General features: G+C 63.8%; 24 protein-coding genes. 6 read left to right on the top strand and 18 right to left on the bottom strand.

The window, feature by feature from the left end; translation table 11 throughout:
• Positions 1-5 precede the first annotated feature (5 nt).
• From kce to ubiE, 8 genes are all read right to left on the bottom strand, one after another.
• Positions 6-950: a 3,5-dioxohexanoate:acetyl-CoA acetone transferase gene (kce, locus tag G6N73_RS21250; RefSeq protein WP_165031245.1), complete on the bottom strand. Its 945-nt coding sequence runs from the start codon at positions 948-950 to the stop codon at positions 6-8.
• Between the two features lie 12 nt (positions 951-962).
• Positions 963-2,351 (bottom strand): aminotransferase family protein, encoded by a 1,389-nt coding sequence (locus tag G6N73_RS21245; RefSeq protein ID WP_165031243.1) that lies wholly within the window; start codon positions 2,349-2,351, stop codon positions 963-965.
• A gap of 19 nt (positions 2,352-2,370) precedes the next feature.
• A complete protein-coding gene (locus G6N73_RS21240; RefSeq protein WP_165031241.1) occupies positions 2,371-4,005 on the bottom strand; it encodes a N,N-dimethylformamidase beta subunit family domain-containing protein in 1,635 nt (544 codons plus the stop codon).
• A gap of 131 nt (positions 4,006-4,136) precedes the next feature.
• Positions 4,137-5,354, bottom strand: coding sequence for a bifunctional phosphopantothenoylcysteine decarboxylase/phosphopantothenate--cysteine ligase CoaBC (gene coaBC, locus G6N73_RS21235; protein ID WP_165031239.1), 1,218 nt, complete (start codon positions 5,352-5,354; stop codon positions 4,137-4,139).
• 14 nt (positions 5,355-5,368) lie between these two features.
• Positions 5,369-5,779: a PIN domain-containing protein gene (locus G6N73_RS21230; RefSeq protein WP_165031237.1), complete on the bottom strand. Its 411-nt coding sequence runs from the start codon at positions 5,777-5,779 to the stop codon at positions 5,369-5,371.
• Positions 5,776-5,982 (bottom strand): hypothetical protein, encoded by a 207-nt coding sequence (locus tag G6N73_RS21225; protein WP_343044689.1) that lies wholly within the window; start codon positions 5,980-5,982, stop codon positions 5,776-5,778. Before G6N73_RS21225 ends, G6N73_RS21230 begins: the two co-directional genes overlap by 4 nt.
• A 109-nt stretch (positions 5,983-6,091) precedes the next feature.
• Positions 6,092-7,666 (bottom strand): 2-polyprenylphenol 6-hydroxylase, encoded by a 1,575-nt coding sequence (ubiB, locus tag G6N73_RS21220; protein WP_165031235.1) that lies wholly within the window; start codon positions 7,664-7,666, stop codon positions 6,092-6,094.
• Positions 7,667-7,679: 13 nt separating this feature from the next.
• Positions 7,680-8,456 carry a bifunctional demethylmenaquinone methyltransferase/2-methoxy-6-polyprenyl-1,4-benzoquinol methylase UbiE gene (gene ubiE / locus G6N73_RS21215; protein WP_165031233.1) on the bottom strand — a complete coding sequence of 259 codons (777 nt, stop codon included), beginning with the start codon at positions 8,454-8,456 and terminating at the stop codon, positions 7,680-7,682.
• A gap of 115 nt (positions 8,457-8,571) precedes the next feature.
• Between ubiE and G6N73_RS21210 the strand changes: the two genes are divergently transcribed.
• From G6N73_RS21210 to G6N73_RS21190, 4 genes are all read left to right on the top strand, one after another.
• Positions 8,572-9,546: an adenosine deaminase gene (locus tag G6N73_RS21210; RefSeq protein ID WP_165031231.1), complete on the top strand. Its 975-nt coding sequence runs from the start codon at positions 8,572-8,574 to the stop codon at positions 9,544-9,546.
• A gap of 100 nt (positions 9,547-9,646) precedes the next feature.
• Entirely contained in the window at positions 9,647-10,273 is a 627-nt protein-coding gene (upp, locus tag G6N73_RS21205; RefSeq protein ID WP_165031229.1) for a uracil phosphoribosyltransferase, read from the top strand.
• A 365-nt stretch (positions 10,274-10,638) separates the two neighbouring features.
• Positions 10,639-10,974: a helix-turn-helix domain-containing transcriptional regulator gene (locus tag G6N73_RS21195; RefSeq protein WP_165031223.1), complete on the top strand. Its 336-nt coding sequence runs from the start codon at positions 10,639-10,641 to the stop codon at positions 10,972-10,974.
• A gap of 95 nt (positions 10,975-11,069) precedes the next feature.
• Positions 11,070-11,636, top strand: coding sequence for a TIGR02281 family clan AA aspartic protease (locus G6N73_RS21190; RefSeq protein WP_165031221.1), 567 nt, complete (start codon positions 11,070-11,072; stop codon positions 11,634-11,636).
• 6 nt (positions 11,637-11,642) lie between these two features.
• On the opposite strand, the gene deoA is transcribed toward G6N73_RS21190, so the two are convergent.
• The 7 genes from deoA to G6N73_RS21155 form a co-directional block, all read right to left on the bottom strand.
• Positions 11,643-12,962, bottom strand: coding sequence for a thymidine phosphorylase (gene deoA / locus G6N73_RS21185; RefSeq protein ID WP_165031219.1), 1,320 nt, complete (start codon positions 12,960-12,962; stop codon positions 11,643-11,645).
• A gap of 223 nt (positions 12,963-13,185) precedes the next feature.
• Entirely contained in the window at positions 13,186-13,992 is an 807-nt protein-coding gene (locus G6N73_RS21180; protein WP_165031217.1) for a purine-nucleoside phosphorylase, read from the bottom strand.
• Entirely contained in the window at positions 13,989-14,381 is a 393-nt protein-coding gene (gene cdd, locus G6N73_RS21175; RefSeq protein WP_165031216.1) for a cytidine deaminase, read from the bottom strand. The genes G6N73_RS21180 and cdd overlap by 4 nt, the downstream gene beginning before the upstream one ends.
• 177 nt (positions 14,382-14,558) lie before the next feature.
• Entirely contained in the window at positions 14,559-15,530 is a 972-nt protein-coding gene (locus G6N73_RS21170) for an ABC transporter permease (protein WP_165031215.1), read from the bottom strand.
• A 1-nt stretch (position 15,531) separates the two neighbouring features.
• Complete coding sequence (locus tag G6N73_RS21165; protein ID WP_165031214.1) at positions 15,532-16,671, bottom strand: ABC transporter permease; 1,140 nt, start codon at positions 16,669-16,671, stop codon at positions 15,532-15,534.
• Positions 16,668-17,219, bottom strand: a complete 552-nt coding sequence (locus G6N73_RS21160) for a cysteine hydrolase family protein (protein WP_165031212.1) — start codon at positions 17,217-17,219, stop codon at positions 16,668-16,670. The genes G6N73_RS21165 and G6N73_RS21160 overlap by 4 nt, the downstream gene beginning before the upstream one ends.
• Positions 17,216-18,748, bottom strand: a complete 1,533-nt coding sequence (locus G6N73_RS21155) for an ABC transporter ATP-binding protein (RefSeq protein ID WP_165031210.1) — start codon at positions 18,746-18,748, stop codon at positions 17,216-17,218. Before G6N73_RS21155 ends, G6N73_RS21160 begins: the two co-directional genes overlap by 4 nt.
• Before the next feature lie 206 nt (positions 18,749-18,954).
• On the opposite strand from G6N73_RS21155, the gene G6N73_RS21150 reads away from it, so the two are divergent.
• Together G6N73_RS21150 and G6N73_RS21145 are read left to right on the top strand one after the other, a co-directional pair.
• Positions 18,955-19,164, top strand: a complete 210-nt coding sequence (locus G6N73_RS21150) for a SlyX family protein (RefSeq protein WP_165031208.1) — start codon at positions 18,955-18,957, stop codon at positions 19,162-19,164.
• Between the two features lie 83 nt (positions 19,165-19,247).
• Positions 19,248-19,676, top strand: a complete 429-nt coding sequence (locus G6N73_RS21145; protein WP_165031205.1) for a hypothetical protein — start codon at positions 19,248-19,250, stop codon at positions 19,674-19,676.
• Positions 19,677-19,910: 234 nt separating this feature from the next.
• Here the strand turns inward: G6N73_RS21145 and G6N73_RS36380 are convergent, their stop codons facing one another.
• The 3 genes from G6N73_RS36380 to G6N73_RS21130 form a co-directional block, all read right to left on the bottom strand.
• Positions 19,911-20,189 carry a hypothetical protein gene (locus G6N73_RS36380; protein ID WP_206079001.1) on the bottom strand — a complete coding sequence of 93 codons (279 nt, stop codon included), beginning with the start codon at positions 20,187-20,189 and terminating at the stop codon, positions 19,911-19,913.
• 221 nt (positions 20,190-20,410) lie between these two features.
• Entirely contained in the window at positions 20,411-20,779 is a 369-nt protein-coding gene (locus G6N73_RS21135) for a VOC family protein (RefSeq protein ID WP_165031203.1), read from the bottom strand.
• Positions 20,780-21,119: 340 nt separating this feature from the next.
• Positions 21,120-22,109 carry a BMP family lipoprotein gene (locus tag G6N73_RS21130; protein WP_165031201.1) on the bottom strand — a complete coding sequence of 330 codons (990 nt, stop codon included), beginning with the start codon at positions 22,107-22,109 and terminating at the stop codon, positions 21,120-21,122.
• Between the last annotated feature and the right edge of the window lie 174 nt (positions 22,110-22,283).

Genomic DNA, 22,283 nt, shown 5'->3' with positions numbered 1-22,283 from the left:
GACGCCTAAAACGCCACCCGGTCGCCGCCCTTGAGCGCCAGCATCTCGCGCGCTTCGACGGGCGTCGCGATCTCCAGCGACAGCGCCTCTAATATCGTGCGGATGCGGCGGACCTGATCGGCGTTGGACTTCGCCAGGTCGCGGCCGTCATAGAGGCTGTCCTCCAGCCCGACGCGGACATTGCCGCCCATTGCCGCGGCCATGGTGATCATCGGCATCTGCCTGCGGCCCGCGGCCAGAACGGAAAAACTGTAGCTGTCGCCGAACAACTTGTCGGCGATGCGCTTCATATGGGTGAGGTTTTCGGGATCGGCGCCGATGCCGCCGAGAACGCCGAACACGAACTGAATGAACAGCGGCCCGGAAACCAGGCCGCGATCGCGGAAATGAGCCAGCGAATAGAGGTGGCCGACATCGTAGCACTCGAATTCGAAGCGCGTGCCGCAGCCCTGGCCGATGCGCGACAGGATCGCTTCGATGTCCGCAAAACTGTTCTTGAAGATGGTCCCGCGCGTCGCTTCGAGAAGCTGCGGCTCCCAGTCGTGCTTCCATTCGGTCTGACGTTCGAGCGCCGGGAACAGCGCGAAATTCATCGAGCCCATGTTGAGCGAGCACATTTCGGGCTCGGCGCGCACCGAAATTGCCAGGCGCTCGTCGAGCGACATCAGCGACGAGCCGCCGGTCGAGATGTTGATGACCGCGTCGGTCGCTTGCTTGATGCACGGCAGGAACTGCATGAACACGTCCGGATCGGCGGTTGGCCGACCGTCCTTCGGGTCCCGGGCGTGGAGATGCAGGATCGACGCGCCGGCTTCCGCGGCCGCAATCGCCTCGGCGGCGATCTGGTCCGGCGTCACCGGCAGGTAAGGCGACATAGACGGCGTGTGCACCGATCCCGTGACAGCGCAGGTGATGACGACTTTCTTCCGGGGCTTTCTGTTCTCGGCCATAGCGCGCTCCCGTCAGCCGTTCACGGGAAGATCGAGTTCGGTCGCCAGTGCTGCGAGCGAATCATCGAGGACGCCGACCATCTCGCCGACCTGCTCGGCCGTTATGATGAGCGGCGGAGCCAGCATGAAATTGTCCGCCTCGACGCCGTCGCCGCGGATACGCCGCGAGTAGATGATCATCCCGCGCTCATAAGCGAGATCCACCAGGCGTTGATTGGCTTTCCTCGCCGGGGGCAGCGGCGCCAATGTCTCGGGATTAGCGACGAGGTCGGCGCCAAGCAGGAGCCCTTTGCCGCGTACATTGGCGATGAAGGGGTAGCGCTCGGCAAGCGCTTCCAACTCATGTTTCAGGAGATCGCCCATCGCCGCGGCATTGGCGATGCAGCCCAGCCGCTCCATCTCGTCGAGCACGGCTAGCCCCGCCGCGCAGGAGAGTGGATTGCCGGCATAGGTATAGCCGTGCTGGAATCCGCCGGAATCGAGCACCGGCCCGACCAGGCGACGGGAAGCGGCCATGGCGCCGAGCGGCGCGTAGCCGGAGCCGATGCCTTTAGACATGGCTATGATGTCGGGCCGGCAGTTCCAATGCTCGCCGCCGAGGTACTTGCCTGTGCGCCCGGCGCCGGTCATCACCTCGTCATGGATCAGCAGGATGCAATATTTGTCGCAAATCTTGCGGATGCGCGGAAAATAGCTGTCGGGCGGCACGAGGGCTGCGGTGGCCGCGCCGCCGATCGGCTCCATGATGAAGGCGAGCACGCTTTCCGGCCCCTCGGCGAGGATCTTCTCCTCCAGCATGTCGGCATAGCGCAGGCCGCGCTGCTCCATGGAAAGATTGTCGCGGTCGCGATAGGCGGTCGGCGGCGGGATCTTGGGCATAGTGCGCGTCTGCGGCGCGAACGTCTCGGTCAGCGCCAGATCGCCAGTCACGGCGAGCGAGCCGGCGGTTCCGCCATGATAGGAAGGAAAGCGCGAAATGACCTTCCAGCGGCTCTCTTGGCCTGTCGCAACCGCCCACTGCCGAGCAAGCTTGATCGCCGACTCCACGGCCTCCGAGCCGCCTGAAACGAAAAAAATCCGGTCGAGATCGCCGGGCATCTTTGCCGCCAAGCGCCGGGCAAGCTCCTCCGCCGGCTCGTTCTCGAAATGCAGCCGATAGGCGAAGGTGACGCGGTCCATCTGCCGCTTCATGGCGTCGAGCACATTGCGGTTGCCGTGGCCGATATTCACCACCATCGCGCCGCTCGACCCGTCGATCATACGCTTGCCGTTCTGGTCCCAGAGGTAGATGCCCTCGGCGCGGTCGACCAGCGGGCGGCGCAGGCGGGTCATGTAGAAGAGATTGGACGGGCGGCGGCTTTCGCCAGCGTCGGAAACCTGCGTCATAAGCGGCTTTGACATGATGTGCGCGTGCCCTGGTTCAGCGATCGAGGAAACGGTCTAGCACATTGGCGGTGACGCGCTCGACCATTGCGTCGCGTCTCAAAAGCCCGGCGACCCATTCGCAGCTTCCGGCGTGGAAAACCTCGCCTTTGCCCTTCGGGAAATTAACAATCATGCCGTTGCTGTAGCGGACCTTTTCCAGGTTCTCGTCGCTGGCGTCGCCGTAAAGCGTCTCGGCGATGAAGCGGCCGTCCTCGTCGCCGAAGAACTGATCCTCCGGCTGCAGGAAATCCGCCTCCTCGACCTGGCTCGCCATGCCCATCGCCAGAATCTTGAGTCCTTCCGGCGCGCCGCTGGCGGCCGTGGGATATGGTCGGCCGTTGCGGATCTCGTAGTCGAGCCCGTCGACTTCGTAGCCGTACACATGGCTGTCGGCGCCCAGCAGATCGCCGTAGAACAATCCCGTGCCGGCGAACGCCCAATGCTCCGGCCGATAGACGGGAAAGCCGCGCACGCCGCGCGGCGCACATCCGCCCCAGCCGGCATAGACCCCCTTGGTGGAGTTGAGGCCGAAGGTCAGCGCTCCCGGCCGGCCGATTTCGGGCGCCTCCCAGGAATTGGTGGCGCGCGTCACGTCACCGCCGAAATAGGCGGGGTCTTCGGCGCGAGCACGGTATTTGTAGCAGACCTGCCGGCGGCCCCCGTCTTCCAGCCTGGTCTGCCACATGAAATTGCCGGCGAAGCGGGCGGCGCGGCCGCCGCGCTCGACATAGGCGTCGACGGCGTCCCGCATCTCCCAGGTCCAGTATTCGTCATGGCCGACAAAGACGACGCAATCGTATCCGTCCAGGATTTCGGGGGTGAAATGCATGTCGTGCTGGCTGGCGAGGTCGATCGCATAGCCGGCGCGCTCGGCCCAGCGGAAAAAGTGACTGTCGTAACTCGCCCAGCCCGCCGAGGCATATTTCTTGGAATGGCCGGTGGCGAGCGCCCATTCCATATGAGGATAGCGCGGCACGGTCTTCGGCGGCATCGACAGTTCGAGCGGCACGCGCGGCGCGCTGGGCGGCAGCACAACGAAGCCGCGGCACCACGGGCGCTGCGTCGAGACCATGCGGGCATATTCGTTGTGGTTGGGGCCGGTGATGCCGTCATAGGCGTTCGAACCGCCCCAAGTGTTGTAGGCGAGCCAGGTGCCGGTGGCGGCGACCTGCAGGATGCGGCGCTGCTTTGGGCCTGGATGGGGGCGAACGATGCATAAATGATGGCAGCGGATCGGATCGCCGTTCCGGCCTTCGGCCGTCAGCGTGATGCGGTATGCGCCGGACGGCCAGCTTTCCTCGACGCGGAATTCGAAGGACGCCTGCCAGCCGCAACCTTCGACCGAGCACTGGTCCGGCGTATCCTGCCAGCGCGCCGAAAGGTTTCGCTGCGACAGAACCGGCGTCTCGACTCCACCGTCGCGCGTGATTTCCAAGTCGAAGCGCGGCGCGGTTGAACTGACATGCAGCGCCGCGGTCTCCCCCGGCGCGTAGGAAAAGCGATTGGTGTAGCACCAGATCTCGCCGCGCTCGCCATCCATGCCTGGATGTTCGTAATAGCAGCCGCGCACGGCGAAGCGGCGCTGTTCAGGCGTCAGGCCGAAGTCGGGGAATGCGCTCGGGGTTGGCATTGTGGTTCCGCTATCCGGCGCTTCAGCTTTCGGCATATCAATCCCGAACGCAGCATCGCGTCCCATTGGCGATTACGCAACCTGATCGCGCGCCGGTAGATACAGATCGCGCCAAGGACAGAGGCAGGTGATCATACCTCGATCGTCTTTAGACGCTCGGCGATCAGCGCCGCCAGCCTTTCGGCGACTTCGTCCTTGCTCATTTCCGGCCATTCCTCGACGCCAGCTTTCGACACGATCCTGACCCGGTTGCGGTCGCCGCCCATTACGCCGCCTTCAGGCGAGACATCGTTGGCGACGATGATGTCCGCGCCCTTTTTCCCGAGCTTGGCCTTGGCGTTCTCCAGCACGTTCTGAGTTTCGGCGGCGAAGCCGATCACCAGCCATGGCCGCTTCCGGTGATGGCCGACGCCAGCTAGAATGTCAGGATTCTCCACCATCTGGAGCGCCGGAGGCCCCTCGCTTGCGACTTTCTTGATCTTTTCGCCAGCCGAATTTTCCGTGCGCCAGTCGGCGACGGCGGCGACCATCACTGCGGCGTCCGCCGGCAGCAGCTTTTCCACCGCGTCGCGCATCTCGCGCGCTGTTTCGACATGCAGCGTATCGACGCCGGCCGGATCGGCGATCGTTACCGGCCCGGAGACGAGATGCACGTCGGCGCCTAGCCGCGCCAGCGCCGCCGCTATGGCGTGGCCCTGCTTGCCCGACGAACGGTTGGCAATGTAGCGCACCGGATCGATAGGCTCGCGGGTGGGGCCGGATGTGACGATTATTTTTCTCCCCGCCAACGGTTTTGGCCGCCGGTCGAGCAGCGCCTCGATGGCGGCGACGATCTCCAGCGGCTCGGCCATGCGGCCTTCGCCCGCCTCGTTGCGTTCCGCCATTTCTCCTTTGGCCGGGCCGACGAAGCCGACACCGTCTTTTTCCAGCGTGGCGCGGTTGCGGCGGGTCGCCGGATGCGCCCACATTTTCGGGTTCATCGCCGGCACCATCAGCACCTTCTTGTCCGTCGCAAGCATCACCGTCGATGCCAGATCGTTGGCCTGTCCACCGGCGAACTTTGCCATCAGATCGGCCGTGGCGGGCGCGACGACCAGCAGATCAGCCTCGCGCGACAAGCGGATGTGGCCGACGTCGTGCTCGTCCTGGCGATCGAAAAGCTCGGTGAAGACGTGGTCGGCGGTCAATGCCCCTACCGAAAGCGGCGTGACGAATTCCCGCGCGGCGGCGGTCATGATGCAGCGCACGGAAGCGCCGCGCTCGCGCAGACGGCGGATCAGATCGAGGCTCTTATAAGCCGCGATGCCGCCGCCGATGATGAGCAGAATGCGCTTGCCGGAAAGGTTCATGCGGGGCCTGTCAATCAGGCCGGCTTCAGCGCCGGTTCGATATCGGTATGGCTGAAATCGTTGCCCTTGAAAAGGAGAGGCAGATTGCGCGTCTTTGCCAGAGCATAGGAAAAACAGTCGCCCATATTGAGGCCGGCCCTATGCTTAGTGCCACGGCCGTAACGAGCATATGCAAATGTGGCAGCTTGTAGGTTTTCGACATCGAAAGCTACGATCTCAAGCTCTAATTTTGATACAAGCGCTTCCAGCCGATATGTTCCATCGAAAATGCGGCCGCGGACCATAACGCAATTCGCTTCGTGCAAAGTTGCCGTGCTGACGAGTGCGAGCGGCGCGCTATAGCAGGCGATGGCGAATTCCTCGTTGTCTTCTTCCTCATTCAGGATTGAAACCAGCGCAGAGGTATCGACAACCAGGCTGCTCACAACAATCCCTCATCCCACATTTCGTCGCTGATCTTCTTGAGATCGAACGGCTCTGTCGGCTTCCTGCCGAGCGCGAGAATTTCTTCGATCGTCGCTTTTTTTTGCTTTTTTTGGCTGTCCAGACTTTTTGCCAGCCGCTCACGCGCTTCCTGTTCCATCGACACGCCGCGTTCGGCGGCGCGCCTACGGAGTTCGCGCTTCACGTTTTCATCGAGATTGCGGATAGTGAGGGTACCCATGGCTCTGCTCCTGTGTTCGCAAATATAGCCCACACAAACTCTGACTTCAATGCTAGCAATGCTAGCATTGAAGTCAGAGAAGCCGCCATGCAATCCAAACCAGCGTCAGTGCTATTACCCAGAGCGCTACGCGGCCGGAACGAGTGTGGCGGGCCTCGGCCTTGCCGATGGCGTTGGCGGTCGCCGGATCGAAGCGCAGGCCGTGTTCGGCCATCAGGTCGATCTCGCGCGACAGACGCTCGGTGCGGGCGGCGAGATCGGGCGCCTGCCGGGCGAGCGCCATAAGGGCATTGGCCCCATCGCGCGCGTCCGTCAGCATGCCGCGCGGCCCGAGATTGTCCTTGATCCAGTGTCCGACCACCGGCTCGGCCGTCTTCCACATGTTGAAGGCGGGGTCGAGCGTGCGCGCCACGCCCTCGACCACCACCATGGTCTTCTGCAGCAGCACCAGTTCGGGCCGGGTCGCCATGTCGAAGATCTCGGTCACCTCGAACAGCAGCGACAGGAGCCGCGCCATGGAAATGGTTTCGGCGGGCTGGCCATGGATCGGCTCGCCGATCGCCCGGATGGCCTGGGCGAAGGCTGCGACGTTGTAGTGGCGAGGCACATAGCCGGCCTCGAAATGCACCTCGGCGACGCGGAAATAGTCACGGATGATGAAGCCGTACAGGATTTCCGCCAGGAAACGCCGCTCCTTCTTGTCAAGGCGGCCGGCTATGCCGAGATCGACCGCAACGATGGTGCCGTCGTCCTCGACGAACAGGTTTCCCGGATGCATGTCGGCATGGAAGAAGCCGTCGCGCAGCGTGTGGCGCAGGAAGGACTGGACCAGGTTCGCCGCGATCAGCTTCAGGTCGTGACCGGCGGCGCGCAGCCCCTCCAAGTCGTTCATCTTGATGCCGTCGATCCACTCCATGGTGAGCACGTCGCGGCCGGTGCGCTCCCAATCCACGGACGGCACACGGAAACCGGGGTCGTTCTTGGTATTTTCGCCGAGTTCGGAAAGGGCGGCGGCCTCGAGCCGCAAATCCATCTCGATCTTGGTGGTTTCGGCGAGCGTCTGCGTGACTTCGACGGGTCGCAGGCGGCGGGTATAGGGGATGTAGCGTTCTTGCAGCCTGGCAGCGAGGAAGAAGCTCTCGAGATCGCGGAAGAAGGCCTTGCGCACGCCGGGCCGTATCACCTTCACGGCGACCATCGACACGTCGTCGCTGTGGGTGACCTCGGCCCAGTGAACCTGAGCGATAGAGGCGGCGGCGACGGGATCGCCCAGACGGGCGTAAAGGTCGCCAACGGTCCGGCCGAGCGAGGCTTCGATCGCGGCGACGGATTGCTCGTGCGGAAAGGTCCGCATGCGATCCTGCAGGAGCGCGAGATCGACAGCTATGTCGTTGCCGACGACGTCCGGCCGGGTCGCCAGAAACTGGCCGAGCTTGACATAGGACGGGCCAAGCCGCGCGACCGCCTGCGCCAGCCTTTCGGAGCGGCCGCGGCCGATGGCGCGCCTGCGCGTGAGCAGTCGCGCCACCCGCCAGCCTAACCTAGGCAGGCCGTATAGCTCATCGCCCGGCAAGGCCGCGATCACGCCCTCGCGGGTCAATATCCAGCCAGCCCACGCAAGCCGGAACGCCGCTCCGAGACTGCTCATGCAGATGCGTCCGTCACAGCTTCCAGCCCGAATGCAGCGCCGCGATGCCGCCGGAATAATTGCGCCATGTCACGCGGTCGAAGCCCGCGTGCGAGATCATAGAAGCGAAGTTTTCCTGGTTGGGGAATTTGCGGATCGATTCGACCAGATAGGCGTAAGGTTCGCCGTCGCCGGCGATGACCTGGCCGATGCGCGGAATGGCGTTGAACGACCACGCTTCGTAAATGCGGTCGAGCAGCGGCATCTCGACCTCGGAAAATTCCAGGCAGAGGAAGCGGCCGCCCGGCTTCAGGACACGGAACGCTTCCGACAAGGCGACCTCGATACGCGGCACGTTGCGGATGCCGAAGGCGATCGTATAGGCGTCGAACGTCTCGTCGGCGAAAGGCAGTTCCTCGGCATTGGCCTCGACGAAATCGGTGTTGGCTTCCAGTCCGCGCTTTGTTGCGCGCTCGCGGCCGACGGCAAGCATGGAGCCGTTGATGTCCAGCACCGTCGCATGGGCATTGCAGTGCGAGGCGTCGATGATGCGGAAGGCGATGTCGCCGGTGCCGCCGGCGACGTCCAGCACTTTCCAGCCCCGCCGCTTCGGCGGATTGAGCCAGGAGACCAGTGCGTCCTTCCAAAGTCGGTGCAGGCCACCCGACATCAGATCGTTCATCAGGTCATAGCGACCGGCAACGCGATGAAACACATCGTTTACCAGCGTCTGCTTTTCGCCGGCGCCGACATCCTTGAAGCCGTAAGAGGTTTCCATACCGCCGGCGGCCGTTGTGCGCTGCTCTGACATTTATTTGATCCGCCATAAAATCGGCCGGACCATAGCCGATCGGAATACGGGGCGCTATTGTTTAACGCCGCGATGAACAGCCGCTCTCGGGACGTCAAAGCACAGGGACCAACGTATGCCTTTGAAAGCCGAACTGCACTGCCACATCGAAGGTGCGGCAGCACCCGAACTCGTGATCAGGCAGGCGCAGAAATACGGCAAGGACGTCTCTCCCTACATCCAGAACGGCTCCTTCGTCTGGCATGATTTCACCAGCTTTCTGAAGGCTTACGACTTCGCCGCCGACCTGTTCCGCACCGAAGACGACTATGCGCGGCTCTCCGAGCATTACCTGACCAGCCTGGCGCGCGACGGCGCGATCTATTCGGAAATCTTCACCTCGCCCGACCATGCGAGCAAGGCCGGCCTGTCGCCGAAAGCCTATACCGACGCGCTCGGCGAAGGGATGGCGCGGGCCAAGGCCAAGACCGGCATTGAAGGCCGCATGATCGTCACCGGAGTGCGGCATGTCGGCCTCGAATCGATCGAAGCGGCGGCGCGTTTCGCCGCCAGATGCGGTCATCCCCTGGTGACCGGCTTCGGCGTTGCCGGCGACGAGCGGAACGGCGACATCGAAGATTACGTGCGCGCCTTCGAGATCGCCCGCGAAGCCGGGCTCGGTATCACCATCCATGCCGGCGAATTTGGCGGCTGGGAGAGCGTGCAGGCCGCGCTCGACCACATCCGCCCGTCGCGCATCGGCCATGGGGTGCGCGCCATCGAAAATCCGGATCTGGTCAAGCGCATCGCCGCCGAGGGCGTGGTGCTGGAATGCTGTCCCGGTTCGAACATCGCGCTTAAAGTATTCGACAGCTATGCCGAGCATCCATTCCCCGCTTTGCGGGCCGCCGGCTGCAAGGTCACAATCAATTCCGACGACCCGCCCTATTTCTGGACGACGCTGAAACACGAATACGACATTGCGGCAGAGCATTTCGGCATGAGCGACAAGGATCTCACGGCGGTGACGCGCACCGCGATCGAGGCGGCCTTCGTGGACAGGAAGACCAAGGCGCAGCTTCTTTCGAGGCTGAACACCGGCCAGCGCTGAGCGCCATCGACAAATCTGTGGTCGGGGCGGGACGGGGCGTTTCTTGCCGGCAGCGCAGCCTATAGTATTGCACGGCAGCCGGAACTCAGGAGTAAGCACTATGGGCGTTACCGTCGTCGACCACCCGCTTGTCCAGCACAAGCTCACCATCATGCGAGACAAGGAAACGTCGACCGCCAGCTTTCGCCGCCTGCTGCGCGAAATCTCGCTGCTGCTCGGATACGAGGTGACCCGCGACCTGGAACTGACCACGAAAACGATCGAGACGCCGATCGAGACGATGGAGGCGCCGATCCTCGAGGGCAAGAAGCTGGTCTTCGCTTCGGTGCTGCGCGCCGGCAACGGGCTGCTCGAAGGCCTGCTCGACTTGGTGCCGGCGGCGCGCGTCGCCCATATCGGCCTCTACCGCGACCACGAGACGCTGGAGGCGATCGAATATTTCTTCAAGGCGCCGAGCGACCTTGCCGACCGGCTGGTGATCGTCGTCGATCCGATGCTGGCCACCGCCAATTCGGCGATCGCGGCGATCGAGAAGCTGAAGGGCCGCGGCGCCACCAATCTGCGCTATCTCTGCCTGCTGGCCGCCCCGGAAGGCATAGAGCGCTTCACCAAGGCCCATCCGGACGTCCCGGTCTATACCGCCGCGATCGACCGCCATCTCAACGAAAAGGGTTATATCGTGCCGGGCCTGGGCGACGCCGGCGACCGGCTCTACGGGACGAAGTAGGCAAGGGCGCTGGTTGCACAAACGTTACCATATATGATATGAGGATCGTCGAATACGTCGACCTTCGCGATCGAAGCCCGTTTGCGTCCTGGTTCGAGGACCTCGACGCAGCGGCCGCTGTCAAGATCACAGTTGCTCTGGTCCGTGTCGAGCGAGGCAATTTTTCCAATGTCAAAGGTGTTGGAGACGGCGTGCTGGAATACCGGATCGATTTCGGACCCTGGATACCGCATCTATTTCGGCAGAGAGGGCGATGAACTGGTGATCTTGCTCGGGGGAGGAACCAAGCGGCGTCAGCAAAAATGACATTGAGGACGCCAAGGAAAACTGGCGAATTTACAAGGAACGAAGGAAAAAACGCTAATATGCCCCTGACTCGCAGCTTCAAGGATACCATCAAGGCTCGGGCGGCGACGGATTCCGCATTCCGTTCAGCATTGTTGACCGAGGCCATCGATCTCCTGCTGTCCGGTGATGTCGGGACCGGAAAGGCGGTGCTTCGCGACTACATCAATGCGACTGTCGGCTTCGAGGATCTGGCCGAAGAAGTTGGAACTCCCTCCAAGAGCCTGATGCGCATGTTCAGCGCCAAGGGAAATCCCCGGGCTGACAACCTGTTTTCCGTCATCAGCAGCCTTCAGCAACTGACTGGTGTGCACTTGGCCGTGCGGCCCGCTTCCCGGCAAGTTAACCATTCCTGACAAGCAGTAAATCCCGGTTCTGGAAAGCTTGACGCTTCCCGTTAAAGGCATGGTCATGGTTCCGGCGCAGAATGTGCCCGAACCAGGGCGCGACCATGCTGCGGCAACTCATCATCCTCGGCGTCTGCGCCGGCATATCGGTGCTGATCCCCATCGCCTATCAGGCCAACCCGCAGGCGTTTCATGCCTTGCTGCGGCCGCGCGCGAGAGGCGATAGCCAGGAACACGCCACACCTGCCGCGATCAATACGGTGCGACCGAAGACGCCCGCCCAGCCTGAAACTCTTACCGGAAGGAAGGTGCGGCTCGCGGCCGACGAGCGGGGGCATTTCCTGGCCGACTTCAAGCTCAACGGCCGCAGAGTCGAGGCGCTGGTCGATACCGGCGCGACCACGGTCGCGATCAACGCCTCCACGGCGCGGCGCATCGGGCTTTCCCTGAAAAGCTCCGATTTCCGGCATTCCGTCAACACCGCCAACGGCCAGACCCGGGCGGCGGCCGTGATGATAGACCGCATCGAGATCGGTCGCATCCATGTCGAGAACATCGAAGCCGCGGTGCTTGACGACAAGGCGCTGTCGGGCACGCTGATCGGCATGAGCTTTCTCAAGCGGCTGGGTAAATTCGAGGTGGAGAACGGGACGCTGCTTCTGGTGCAGTGAGGCCGGCTACACTCGTGCGCCGATGCGCCTGACCACCGCCTTCTGCATCGGCGGCTTTGTTTCGCCGAGCGTATAGGCCGACTGGATCGCGGCCGCCGCCTCTTCCGCGTCGGCCTCGGATCTCGCATGGACCAGCGCAAGCGCCTCGCCGGCCTTCACCTCGGCGCCGACCGGGAGCAGCCGGGTGATGCCGACCGAATGATTGATACTGTCTTCCGGCCGTGTGCGGCCGCCGCCGAGCGTGACGACGGCAAGGCCGATTTCGCGGGTCGCCACACCTGCGACGTAGCCGCTCTTCTGAGCGCTGACGGCGCGTTCGACCTTGGCCTTTGGCAGATAGCGCCGGCACTTTTCGACGAAATCCACCGGTCCGCCGAGTTCGGCCACCATGCGCGAAAACACCTCTGCCGCCTTGCCGCCCTGCAGCGCCCGGGCGGCGCGATCCATCCCTTCCCGGTTGGATCCGGCAATGCCGGCGGCCTGCAGCATCTCGGCGGCGAGCGCCAGGGTTACTTCCTCCAGCCGTCCGTCGCGATAGCGGCCGGTCAGGAAGTCAACAGCGTTCTCGACCTCGACGGCATTGCCGGCGGCCGACGCCAGCGGCTCGTTCATGCCGGTGATCAGCGCCGAGGTTTTCAGCCCCGCGCCATTGGCCACCTCGACAAGGCTGGTGGCGAGCGCGGTCGCATCGCGCGACTTCGCCATAAAGGCGCCGTTGCCGAGCTTCACATCAAGCACCAGCGACTGCAGGCCGGCGGCGAGTTTTTTGGACAGGATCGACGCGGTGATCAGCGGCACGGATTCCACCGTCGCGGTGACGTCACGAATGGCGTAGAGCCGCTTGTCGGCGGGAGCGAGATCGGCGGTTTGGCCGATGATGGCGCAGCCGGCCGACAGCACCGTTTTGCGGAACAGCTTTATGTCCGGCTGGGTCTTGTAGCCGGGGATCGAATCCATTTTGTCCAACGTGCCGCCGGTGTGGCCGAGGCCGCGGCCGGAAATCATCGGCACATAGGCGCCGCAGGCCGCCACGATCGGCGCCAACATCAGCGAGACATTGTCGCCAACGCCGCCGGTCGAATGCTTGTCGGTGACCGGGCCCGGCAGGTCGGACCAGTCCAGCACTTCGCCGGAATCGCGCATGGCGAGCGTCAGTGCGACCGCCTCGTCGCGGCTCATGCCGTTGAAGAATATAGCCATCGCCAGCGCCGCCGCCTGGCCCTCGGAAACCGCGCCGGAGGTCACGCCGGCAATGAAGCCGGCGATCTCCTCGGCGGAGAGCGGCTGGTCGTCACGCTTGCGGCGGATGATTTCCTGGGGGAGCATTTTTCTCCCTCAGTCCGACAACTCTGAAGATTGGCGCTCGACGTTGCCGGACATCTCCCCCACAAGGGGGGAGATTGGCAGCTTCTGCGCAACCTCTCGATCTAAAACCCTGGAGGGTAGCGAAACCGAAGATGACAGCCGATCTCCCCCCTTGTGGGGGAGATGTCCGGCAGGACAGAGGGGGGCGCGAAGGAGTGCGGCGGCCTGACCTTCTTTCAAAGCCCTACCCATCCACCAGCCCCTCCGCAAACATATGCTTCAGCACCGTCGCCAACCGCGCGCCACCGATGGGCGCCATGTCCTTGGTCTCCTGATGCGACAGCTCGGCGCCGGTCATGCCGGCGGCGAGATTGGTGATGACGGATGCCGCCGCGACGCGCAGGCCAAGGAAGCGGGCGAGGATGACCTCCGGCACGGTCGACATGCCTACCGCCGTCGCGCCCATCACGCGGGCCATGCGGATCTCGGCCGGCGTTTCGAAGGAAGGACCGGAAAACCACATATAAACGCCCTTGTGGAGCTTCGTGCCGGTCGCCTGCGCCGCTTTTTCGAAGGCTGCACGCAGGCCCGCATCGTACGCCTCGGTAAGGCCGACGAAGCGGCGGTCGGTCGGCTCGCCGAACAGCGGGTTGGAGCCCGCGAAATTGATGTGGTCGGTGATCAGCATGACCGAGCCCGGCGGCATGTCGGGATCGACGGAGCCGGCGGCGTTGGTGAGGATAAGCTTGGTCACGCCTATGCCCGCCAGCGTCTCCAGCGCCGGGCGCATGGCGGCGGCATTGCCATGCTCGTAGTAATGCGCGCGGCCGGCGAGCATCAGCACCGGCGTTCCGGCTAAATTGCCGGCGACGACTTCGCCGGCATGGCCGGTGACGCCGCTCGCCGGAAAGCCGGGCAACTCGGCATAGGGAATGCGGACCGCGTTCTCCACCTCGCCGGCCAGCCCGCCAAGGCCGGAGCCAAGCACCAGCGCAATCGACGGCATCCGCCCATCCAGCCTTTCGACAAGCCGGCCAACCGCTTCGTTCATTTCAAAATCCCACCCTCGAACCCATAGGGGAGCATCGCGCCCATGGTCACGGTTTCGACCACGCCGGCGTCGTCGCAGAGATAGAGTTTCGCATCCGCGCCCGCGAATTCGGCGAGCCGCTGGCGGCAGCCGCCGCACGGCGTGATCCTCGCCATGCGCTCGGCTACCACTGCGATCTCGGCAATCTCGCCGCCGCCGCCCATGATGTAATGGCCAAGCGCCGTCGTCTCGGCGCACCAACCCTCCGGATAGGAGGCCACCTCGATGTTGCAGCCTGAGAAAACTCTCCCATCGGTGGTGCGGATCGCCGCGCCAACCGGGAATTTCGAATAGGGCGCATAGGCATTGGCCATGGCGGCCTTCGCCGCCAGGAAGAGATCATGAGGCATGGCAAGTAACGCTCGGTAAGTCATTCCACAAGATGCCCCCTCCACCGCCTTCGGCGGTCCCCCTCCCCCGTAAACGGGGGAGGATCAGCGGCGACGCCGGTTCCTCCCCTGCGAAGCGGGGGAGGGGGACCATGCGAAGCATGGTGGAGGGGGCGAAGAGCGAGCGATGAAGCGACATTATCGCTCCTTCACATAAGGCACGCCGCCGGCGCGCGGCGGAATCGCCTTGCCGATGAAGCCGGCGAGCAGAATGACTGTCAGGATGAAAGGCAGCGCGTTGATAAGCTGCACCGGCACCTTGCCGATCACCGGCCAGGGCAGGCCTTGAAAGCGGATCGAGGCCGCTTCGAGAAAGCCGAACAACAGGCAGGCGAACATCGCCGGCACAGGCTTCCATTTGGCGAAGATGAGCGCTGCCAGCGCAATGAAACCCTTGCCGGCGGTCATGTCTTTCACGAAGCCGGCATTCTGAGCGATCGACAGGTACGCGCCGGCCATGCCCGTAAGAACGCCTGTGAAGATGACCGCTCGGTAGCGCAGCCAGGTCACCGAAATGCCAGCCGTATCGACCGCCGCCGGGTTTTCGCCGACAGCGCGCAGCCTAAGGCCGAAGCGGGTGCGGAACAGCACCCACCAGGTGAACGGCACCATCAGGAAGGCGACATAGACCAGCAGCGAATGGCCCGAGATCAGCTCGGAATAGACCGGCCCGAGCACCGGCACGCCGCGCACCGCGTCGGCCCCCGGCAGCGTGATCGCCCCGAAGCGCGCGTCCCCGGAAAGCGACGGCGTGCGCCCGCCCTGCCGGAACCATGCCTGGCCGAGGATGATGGTCGATCCGGCGGCGATGAAATTGATGGCGACGCCGGAGACGATTTGGTTGCCGCGATGGGTGATCGAAGCGAAGCCGTGCACCAGCGCGAAGAACACGGCGGTGACAACGGCGGCTCCCAGGCCGAGCCAGGCCGAGCCTGTAACCGCGGCCGCCGAGGCGCTGGCAAAGGCGCCGGCCAGCATCTTGCCCTCGAGCCCGATGTCGAAGACGCCGGCCCGCTCCGAATAGAGCCCGGCCAGGCAGGCGAGCAGCAGCGGCACGGAGACGCGAATGGTCGCGTCGAAAATCTGCAGCATCACGTCGACGAATGCCATCTCAGGCGCCCTCCCCCTTCGGTGCCGCGACCCCGACCGATCGCGGGCTGAACGAGGCGAATACCGCCTGGATGGGCGCGCGGAACATGTGCTCCAACGCGCCGGCAAACAGGATGACGAGACCCTGGATGATGACGATCATGTCGCGCGAGATGTTGGGCATCTCGAAGGCGAGTTCGGCGCCACCCTGATAGAGCACGCCGAACAGTATCGCCGCCGGCACGATGCCGGCCGGGTGGGAGCGCCCCATCAGCGCCACAGCAATGCCGACGAAGCCGGCGCCCGCGACGAAATCCAGCGCGACGCGATGCTGGTCGCCCATGATCGGGTTGAGCGCCATCATGCCGGCCAGGCCGCCGGAGATCATCATGGCGATTATGATGATGCGGCTCTCCGAAATGCCGGCATAGCGCGCCGCCTTGGGGCTGAAGCCGAAAGTGCGCATCTCGTAGCCGAGCTTGGTGCGCCAGATCAGCACCCAGACGGCGAACGCCATCAGCAGCGCCAGCAGGAAGGAGATATTAAGCGGCGCGGAACGCACGGCCAGGCCGAGTGATTCAAGCAGCCAGCCCATTTTCGGCAGTTGCGCGCCGTCGAAGAAGTCGCGCGTCTGCGGCGCCATCGATCCAGCGGGCTTCAACACGTCGACCAGCAGGTAAACCATCGCGCTGGCTGCGATGAAATTGAACATGATGGTGGTGATGACGATGTGGGAGCCGCGCTTGGCCTGCAGATAGGCCGGGATGAGCGCCCACAGCGCGCCGACCGCCGCAGCAGCAATGATGGCCAGCGGAAATGTCAGCCACCAGGGCAGGACCGCATCGAAGGTGAGGCAGACCAGCGCTACGCCGAGGCCGGCAATATAGGCCTGTCCCTCGCCGCCAATGTTGAACAGGCCGGCGTGGAATGCCACGGCGACGGCCAGGCCGGTGAAGATGAAATTGGTGGCGTAGTAGAGCGTGTAGGCGATGTTCTGGCCGCTGCCGAATGCGCCGTCGATCAGGATGACGGCGGCGCTCAGCGGATTTTCGCCGACGAGCAACACGACGATGCCGGCGACGAGGAAGGCGACCAGCAGATTGATGACCGGGATCAGCCCGTAATCGGCCCAGCCCGGGAGTTTTGCGTAAGGCACGCTCATGGCAGGGCCTCGATGACCGTTCTTGCGTCGGAAATTTTTGCGTACTCCTTATCGAGGATGGCCAGCGTCAGCGCGTGCACATCCTCGGCCGGCCAATGCCTGCCGCGCCGGTCGGTGCGGTCAATGCTCGCCACCGCGTCTTCAGGGATGACCACCTCGAAGCCAAGATTGCCGGCCATGCGGGCGGTCGCCTCGACCGAATTTTCGAGGAGCACGCCGGTGAGGACCAATTGACTGACCTGCAACTCGTCGAGCAGCTCCATCAGGTCGGTGCCGATGAAGGCGCTGTTGGTGCGCTTGTCGACGACCGGCTCGCCCGGCTGAGGCGCGACCTCCGGCTTGAACTCGTTGCCGCGCGTGCCCGGCCGGTAGGGCGAGGCGGCGTCGGTTGAATCGTGACGGATATGGACGATCGGCAAGCGCCGCTCGCGCCATGCCGCCAGCAACTCGCCGATAGTCTCCTCCATTTCGGGCTGGCCTCGCCGGCCCCATTTCGGGTCGTCGATCGCGTTCTGCACGTCGATGACGAGAAGCGCCGGCGTCGTCATTCCGCGGCCTCCTGGCGCTCAACGCCGGCCATCAGCAGGCCAAGCTCGCCTTCCGTCGCGTCCGCGCCGCGCTCGCCGACGACCCGGCCGGCAAACATCACCAGGATGCGGTCCGACAGCGAGCGTATCTCGTCGAGTTCGACCGAGATCAACAGCACTGCCTTGCCGTGGTCGCGCATGGCGATGAGGCGCTTGTGGATGAATTCGATGGCGCCGACGTCGACGCCGCGCGTCGGCTGGCCGACGATCAGCACGCCGGGGTCTTGTTCCATTTCCCGCGCCAGCACGATCTTCTGCTGGTTGCCGCCGGAGAAATTGGCGGTCTTCAGCCGCGGATTGCCGGGCCGGATGTCGTATTTCGCGATCTTCTCCTCGGCGTCCTTCTGGATCGCCTCGATGTTCAGGAACGGGCCGTTCAGATATTGCGGCTTGTCGTGATAACCGAGGATCGAATTCTCGTTCTCCTCGAAGGCCAGCACCAGTCCGACATGGTGGCGGTCCTCCGGCACGTGGGCAAGGCCGCGGTCGCGCAATTCGCCGGGATCGGCAAAGCCGGTCACGTCGATCGGCTTGCCGTCCAGTTCGACGCGGCCCGAAACGGCTCGGCGAATGCCTGAAATCGCCTCGATGAGCTCCGACTGGCCATTGCCGGCGACGCCGGCAATGCCGACGATCTCGCCGCCGCGCACGTCGAACGAGACGTCGTCGACCATGGTGACGCCGCGCGAATCCTTGACCGTCAGGTTCTTCACCTGAAGCTTGACTGCGCCCGGCTTCGCCTCGCCCTTGTCGACCCTGAGCAGAACGCGCCGCCCGACCATCAGTTCGGCGAGTTCCTCGACGGTCGTCCTCGCGGTCTGGCGGGTCGCGACCATCGCGCCCTGCCGCATGACCGAAACGTTGTCGGTGATCGCCATGATCTCGCGCAGCTTATGGGTGATGAGCACGATCGTCTTGCCCTCGTCCTTCAGCTTCTGAAGGATGCGGAACAGGTGATCGGCCTCCGGCGGAGTCAAGACGCCGGTCGGCTCGTCGAGGATGAGAATATCGGCGCTGCGGTAGAGAGCCTTGAGGATTTCGACGCGCTGCTGCAGGCCAACCGGCAATTCCTCGATCAGCGCATCCGGATCGACCTCGAGGCCGTATTCCTTTTCCAGTCGCACCAGTTCGGATCGCGCCTTGGAAATGCTGGTTTTCAGCAGCGCTTCGCCCTCGGCCCCCAGAATGATGTTTTCGATGACCGAAAAATTCTCGACCAGCATGAAATGCTGGTGGACCATGCCTATGCCGGCGGCAATCGCGTCGTTCGGCGTCTTGATCACCGCCGGCTTGCCGCCGACGCGAATCTCGCCGCTGTCGGCCTGGTAGAAGCCGTAGAGGATCGACATCAGCGTCGACTTGCCGGCGCCGTTCTCGCCGACGATGCCGTGAATGGTGCCGCGCTGGATTTCGAGATTGATGTCCCGGTTGGCCCGGACCGCGCCGAAGCTCTTATTGATGCCGACAAGCTCGATTGCGGCCTCCGCCATGCGACGTCCCACCTCTTGTTGTTTTTATCGCTTGGTCAAAAACTAGCATGCCGGATTTGCTGTGCCAATCGCCACGCGGATTGGACCACTCTCGACAAATCCCGGTGCGCTTGTCAATTTCCCAAGGCCGGCGGAACGCTATATCAATCAGCTATCCAGCGATTTGCGCGCTTCGCCGCGACGCTTTAGCAGAATGAGGTGTTCCGATGACGACGCCCGGTGACCGGCTGACGACGCTTGAAATCCGCGCCGCTGAACAGGAAAAGACGATAGACGAGCTTTCGGCCCAGATCGTCGATCAGTGGAAGGAGATCGAGCGCCTGCAGAAGACGCTGGAAGCGCTGGCGACGCGCTTTCTGGCGCTTGAGGAGCAGGCCGCGCCCGAGGCGCCGGCGACCAGGCCGCCGCACTGGTAAAGATCGAACCCGATTCTTGCCCGAAGGAAAGCCCCCTTTACGGGCGGGCTCGCGAGCCGCATGATCGCCGGCGGAGGGCAGCCATGATCGACGAAGGCGATCGCCTGGCGCGGGCCGGCCATTACGTGCTCGGCTTGATGGATGACGAGGAGCGCGAGCGCGCCGAACGCGATCTTGAGCGCGACGGCGTATTTCGCGAAGCCGTGTTGCGACTGGCCGAACGGATGCATGTGCTGGATGCCGGCCCAGCGCCGGACAGCAGATGGCGCGCGATCTCGGAGCGTATCGCCGAAATGCCGCAAATGCACGGCGTGGCGCCCGCCGTGGCCTTGACGGCGGCGCAGCAAATCGCCGGCCAAGCTGCCATCCGCCGCGTCGGCCTGCATTCCATCCCGGGCTGGCGCGCAGCACTCATGGCCGCATGCCTGATCGCGGCCTTCGCGCTCGGCTATGTTGCTGGAGCGTCCAGCGCTTCTGGGACTCCCGAATCCGCCGAACGAGCCGGGCCTTGAATGGCCTCCAGATCGGCTTGCTCCCAAAAGCCCCTCAACACCGCACCGCGCTAATCAAAGCAGCGGCTCGAGGGCCTGTGGGTTGCAATACCAAAAAGGATTATGCGGCGAGGCCATTCGGAGAAGGCGCAGCGTTTGCTTGCCCGCGACAGGTTCGTCCAGGTAACGCGGGAGGAAACCATGAGTAAGTTGATACGTATCCTTACCCTTTCGACTGCAGTAGCGCTGCTGGCTTCATTCGCAGCACCCTTCGCTATCGATGTTGCCCAAGCCAGTTCCGACGGCACTGGCGACGGTGATGGTGATGGTGACGGCGATGGTGACGGCGATGGCGATGGCGACGGCGATGGCGATGGCGACGGCGACGGCGATGGCGACGGCGATGGCGATGGCGATGGCGACGGCGACGGCGATGGCGATGGCGACGGCGATGGCGATGGCGACGGCGATGGCGATGGCGATGGCGGCGGCGATGGCGATGGCGATGGCGGCGGTAACGGCAAGGGTCCGCAAGGTAATAACGGCCGCGGGAATGGTGGGGGCGACGGTGTCCCCGGCAGGTCAGGTTTCAGTGACAACGATCGTTGATCCTGGGAAATTCAGGGGACGGTAGTTCGGAGAACTGGCGCCTGCTACACCCTGAAGCCGAGCACAAGCGCGGCCCGCGCACGATTTAAACAAGCGCGGGCCAACAACGCGCAGCTAGGCGTTCGCCAGCAATACCAAAGCGCCGCCTAGCCGGGATTGTCGGCCGAGGGCTCCCACAATTCGACAGGATTGCCTTCCGGGTCATGGATGCGGCAGAAGCGCCCGGCTTCCGAATCCCACTCCGCGCGGGTCTCCACCGCGATGCCCGCCGCCTTGAGATCGGCCATCATCGCATCGAGATCGTCGACGCGGAAATTGATCAGCCATTGCTGCCCGGCTCTGCCGAAGTAGTCGGTGTTTTCCGCAAACGGCGTGAACACGGTCGGCCCCTCCTGCTGCCGCCATACGGTTTTCGCGATGTCGTCTATGCCGAGATGCGTCTCGTACCAGGCGGCGAGCGCCTTCGGATCGCGCGCCCGGAAGAAAAAGCCGCCTATGCCGGTCACCTTGGCCATTGTCGCTCTCCTGCCTTTGCGCCGGAATCACCGGACGACGAACGGCCTCTTGGTTCGTCCGATCAGCAGCGGAACGAGGCTCACGATCCCGGCCGCCGAGGACAGCGCCAAAAACCAGCCGAAGCCCGGCCAGCCATAGCTCTCGATAACCTGGCCGGCAAGCGGCGGGCCGAATACCGTGCCGATGCCGCCGGCCTGGCAGACAAGGCCGATGGCGATGGCGGCCGCCGGCTCCGCATTTCTCCGGCATCAATGTTTCCGGATGACGCCGCCCGATCGCGCCGCCCACAAAAAAGCCGCCGGCGCGAGGCCGGCGGCTTTCATTTCCTAAGATCAGGGATCAATACGGGCAGGAATTGTCCGACATATAGTCGTGGACCTTGACGGTTCCGGCGATGATGTCGGCCTTGGCCTTTTCGGCCGCCGCTTTCATCTCCTCGGTCACGAGGTCCTTGTTGTTCTCGTCCATGGCGTAGTCGACGCCGCCTTCCTTGAGGCCGAGATCGTTGATGCCGGCGGTGAAGCTGTCGTTCTTGGCGTCCATGAAGGCGTTGTAGACCGCGACATCGACCCGCTTGACCATGGAGGTCAGGATCTTGCCCGGCTGCAGGCCGTTCTGGTTGCTGTCGACGCCGATGCCGAGCTTGCCCGCGTCAGCCGCCGCCTGAAGCACGCCGACGCCGGTTCCGCCGGCTGCTGCGTAGACCACGTCAGCGCCCTGGTCGATCTGCGACTTGGCGATCTCGCCGCCCTTGGTCGGGTCGTTCCAGGCGGCCGGCGTGTCGCCGGTCATGTTCTGGATGACGTCGGTCGCGCCGGCAGCCTTGGCGCCGCCGACATAGCCGCAGCCGAAGCGGCGGATCAGCGGAATGTCCATGCCGCCGACGAAGCCGACTTTCTTGGTCTCGGAGGCCATTGCCGCCATGACGCCGACGACATAGGAGCCTTCCTGCTCCTTGTAGACGACCGAGCGGATGTTCGGCTTGTCGACGACCATGTCGATGATGGCGAATTTGGTATCCGGGAAATCGCCCGAGACTTTTTCCAGCGCCGCGGCCCAGGAGAAGCCGGCCATGACGATCGGGTTGTTGCCGTCCTCGGCAAACTTGCGCAGCGCCTGTTCGCGCTGGGCGTCATTCTGGATTTCGAAGTCGCGGTATTCGATGCCGGTTTCGGTCTTGAACTTCTCGGCGCCGTTATAGGCCGATTCGTTGAAGGATTTGTCGAACTTGCCGCCGAGATCGTAGATGATCGCGGGCTTGATGTCCGCGGCGAATGCCGGGAAGGACATTGCTGTTGCAGCCAGAAGGCCCAGAACAATACGCTTCATGTGATCCACACCCTGTAGGTTGTTTTTCGTTGGATGCCGCGTCAAGCTCGTTCCCCGGGCGCTTCGCGGCATATGGCGCAGGCCTCCGCCCCCGCTCGGCAGCCACTCTTGCACGGCGAAAAACAAATTTCACGCGGAATCTTGACCGTTTGGAAAAGGCCCGCGGCAAACAGG

Origin of the sequence: Allomesorhizobium camelthorni, from assembly GCF_011045125.1 — a bacterium.
In the GTDB taxonomy this organism is placed as follows: domain Bacteria; phylum Pseudomonadota; class Alphaproteobacteria; order Rhizobiales; family Rhizobiaceae; genus Allomesorhizobium; species Allomesorhizobium camelthorni.
The sequence above is the reverse complement of the archived record's forward strand: the minus strand, read 5'-3'. Positions and strand labels throughout refer to the sequence as shown.

Excerpts from the sequence above, each read along its gene's own strand:
- cdd (WP_165031216.1), bottom strand. The coding sequence starts at position 14,381 with ATGCCTCATGATCTCTTCCTGGCGGCGAAGGCCGCCATGGCCAATGCC.
- upp (WP_165031229.1), top strand. The coding sequence starts at position 9,647 with ATGGGCGTTACCGTCGTCGACCACCCGCTTGTCCAGCACAAGCTCACC.
- G6N73_RS21210 (WP_165031231.1), top strand. The coding sequence starts at position 8,572 with ATGCCTTTGAAAGCCGAACTGCACTGCCACATCGAAGGTGCGGCAGCA.
- G6N73_RS21180 (WP_165031217.1), bottom strand. The coding sequence starts at position 13,992 with ATGAACGAAGCGGTTGGCCGGCTTGTCGAAAGGCTGGATGGGCGGATG.
- G6N73_RS21190 (WP_165031221.1), top strand. The coding sequence starts at position 11,070 with ATGCTGCGGCAACTCATCATCCTCGGCGTCTGCGCCGGCATATCGGTG.
- G6N73_RS21130 (WP_165031201.1), bottom strand. The coding sequence starts at position 22,109 with ATGAAGCGTATTGTTCTGGGCCTTCTGGCTGCAACAGCAATGTCCTTC.
- kce (WP_165031245.1), bottom strand. The coding sequence starts at position 950 with ATGGCCGAGAACAGAAAGCCCCGGAAGAAAGTCGTCATCACCTGCGCT.
- ubiE (WP_165031233.1), bottom strand. The coding sequence starts at position 8,456 with ATGTCAGAGCAGCGCACAACGGCCGCCGGCGGTATGGAAACCTCTTAC.
- G6N73_RS21150 (WP_165031208.1), top strand. The coding sequence starts at position 18,955 with ATGACGACGCCCGGTGACCGGCTGACGACGCTTGAAATCCGCGCCGCT.
- coaBC (WP_165031239.1), bottom strand. The coding sequence starts at position 5,354 with ATGAACCTTTCCGGCAAGCGCATTCTGCTCATCATCGGCGGCGGCATC.
- G6N73_RS21240 (WP_165031241.1), bottom strand. The coding sequence starts at position 4,005 with ATGCCAACCCCGAGCGCATTCCCCGACTTCGGCCTGACGCCTGAACAG.
- G6N73_RS21145 (WP_165031205.1), top strand. The coding sequence starts at position 19,248 with ATGATCGACGAAGGCGATCGCCTGGCGCGGGCCGGCCATTACGTGCTC.
- G6N73_RS21155 (WP_165031210.1), bottom strand. The coding sequence starts at position 18,748 with ATGGCGGAGGCCGCAATCGAGCTTGTCGGCATCAATAAGAGCTTCGGC.
- G6N73_RS21170 (WP_165031215.1), bottom strand. The coding sequence starts at position 15,530 with ATGGCATTCGTCGACGTGATGCTGCAGATTTTCGACGCGACCATTCGC.
- G6N73_RS21195 (WP_165031223.1), top strand. The coding sequence starts at position 10,639 with ATGCCCCTGACTCGCAGCTTCAAGGATACCATCAAGGCTCGGGCGGCG.
- ubiB (WP_165031235.1), bottom strand. The coding sequence starts at position 7,666 with ATGAGCAGTCTCGGAGCGGCGTTCCGGCTTGCGTGGGCTGGCTGGATA.
- G6N73_RS21245 (WP_165031243.1), bottom strand. The coding sequence starts at position 2,351 with ATGTCAAAGCCGCTTATGACGCAGGTTTCCGACGCTGGCGAAAGCCGC.
- G6N73_RS21160 (WP_165031212.1), bottom strand. The coding sequence starts at position 17,219 with ATGACGACGCCGGCGCTTCTCGTCATCGACGTGCAGAACGCGATCGAC.
- G6N73_RS21165 (WP_165031214.1), bottom strand. The coding sequence starts at position 16,671 with ATGAGCGTGCCTTACGCAAAACTCCCGGGCTGGGCCGATTACGGGCTG.
- deoA (WP_165031219.1), bottom strand. The coding sequence starts at position 12,962 with ATGCTCCCCCAGGAAATCATCCGCCGCAAGCGTGACGACCAGCCGCTC.
- G6N73_RS21135 (WP_165031203.1), bottom strand. The coding sequence starts at position 20,779 with ATGGCCAAGGTGACCGGCATAGGCGGCTTTTTCTTCCGGGCGCGCGAT.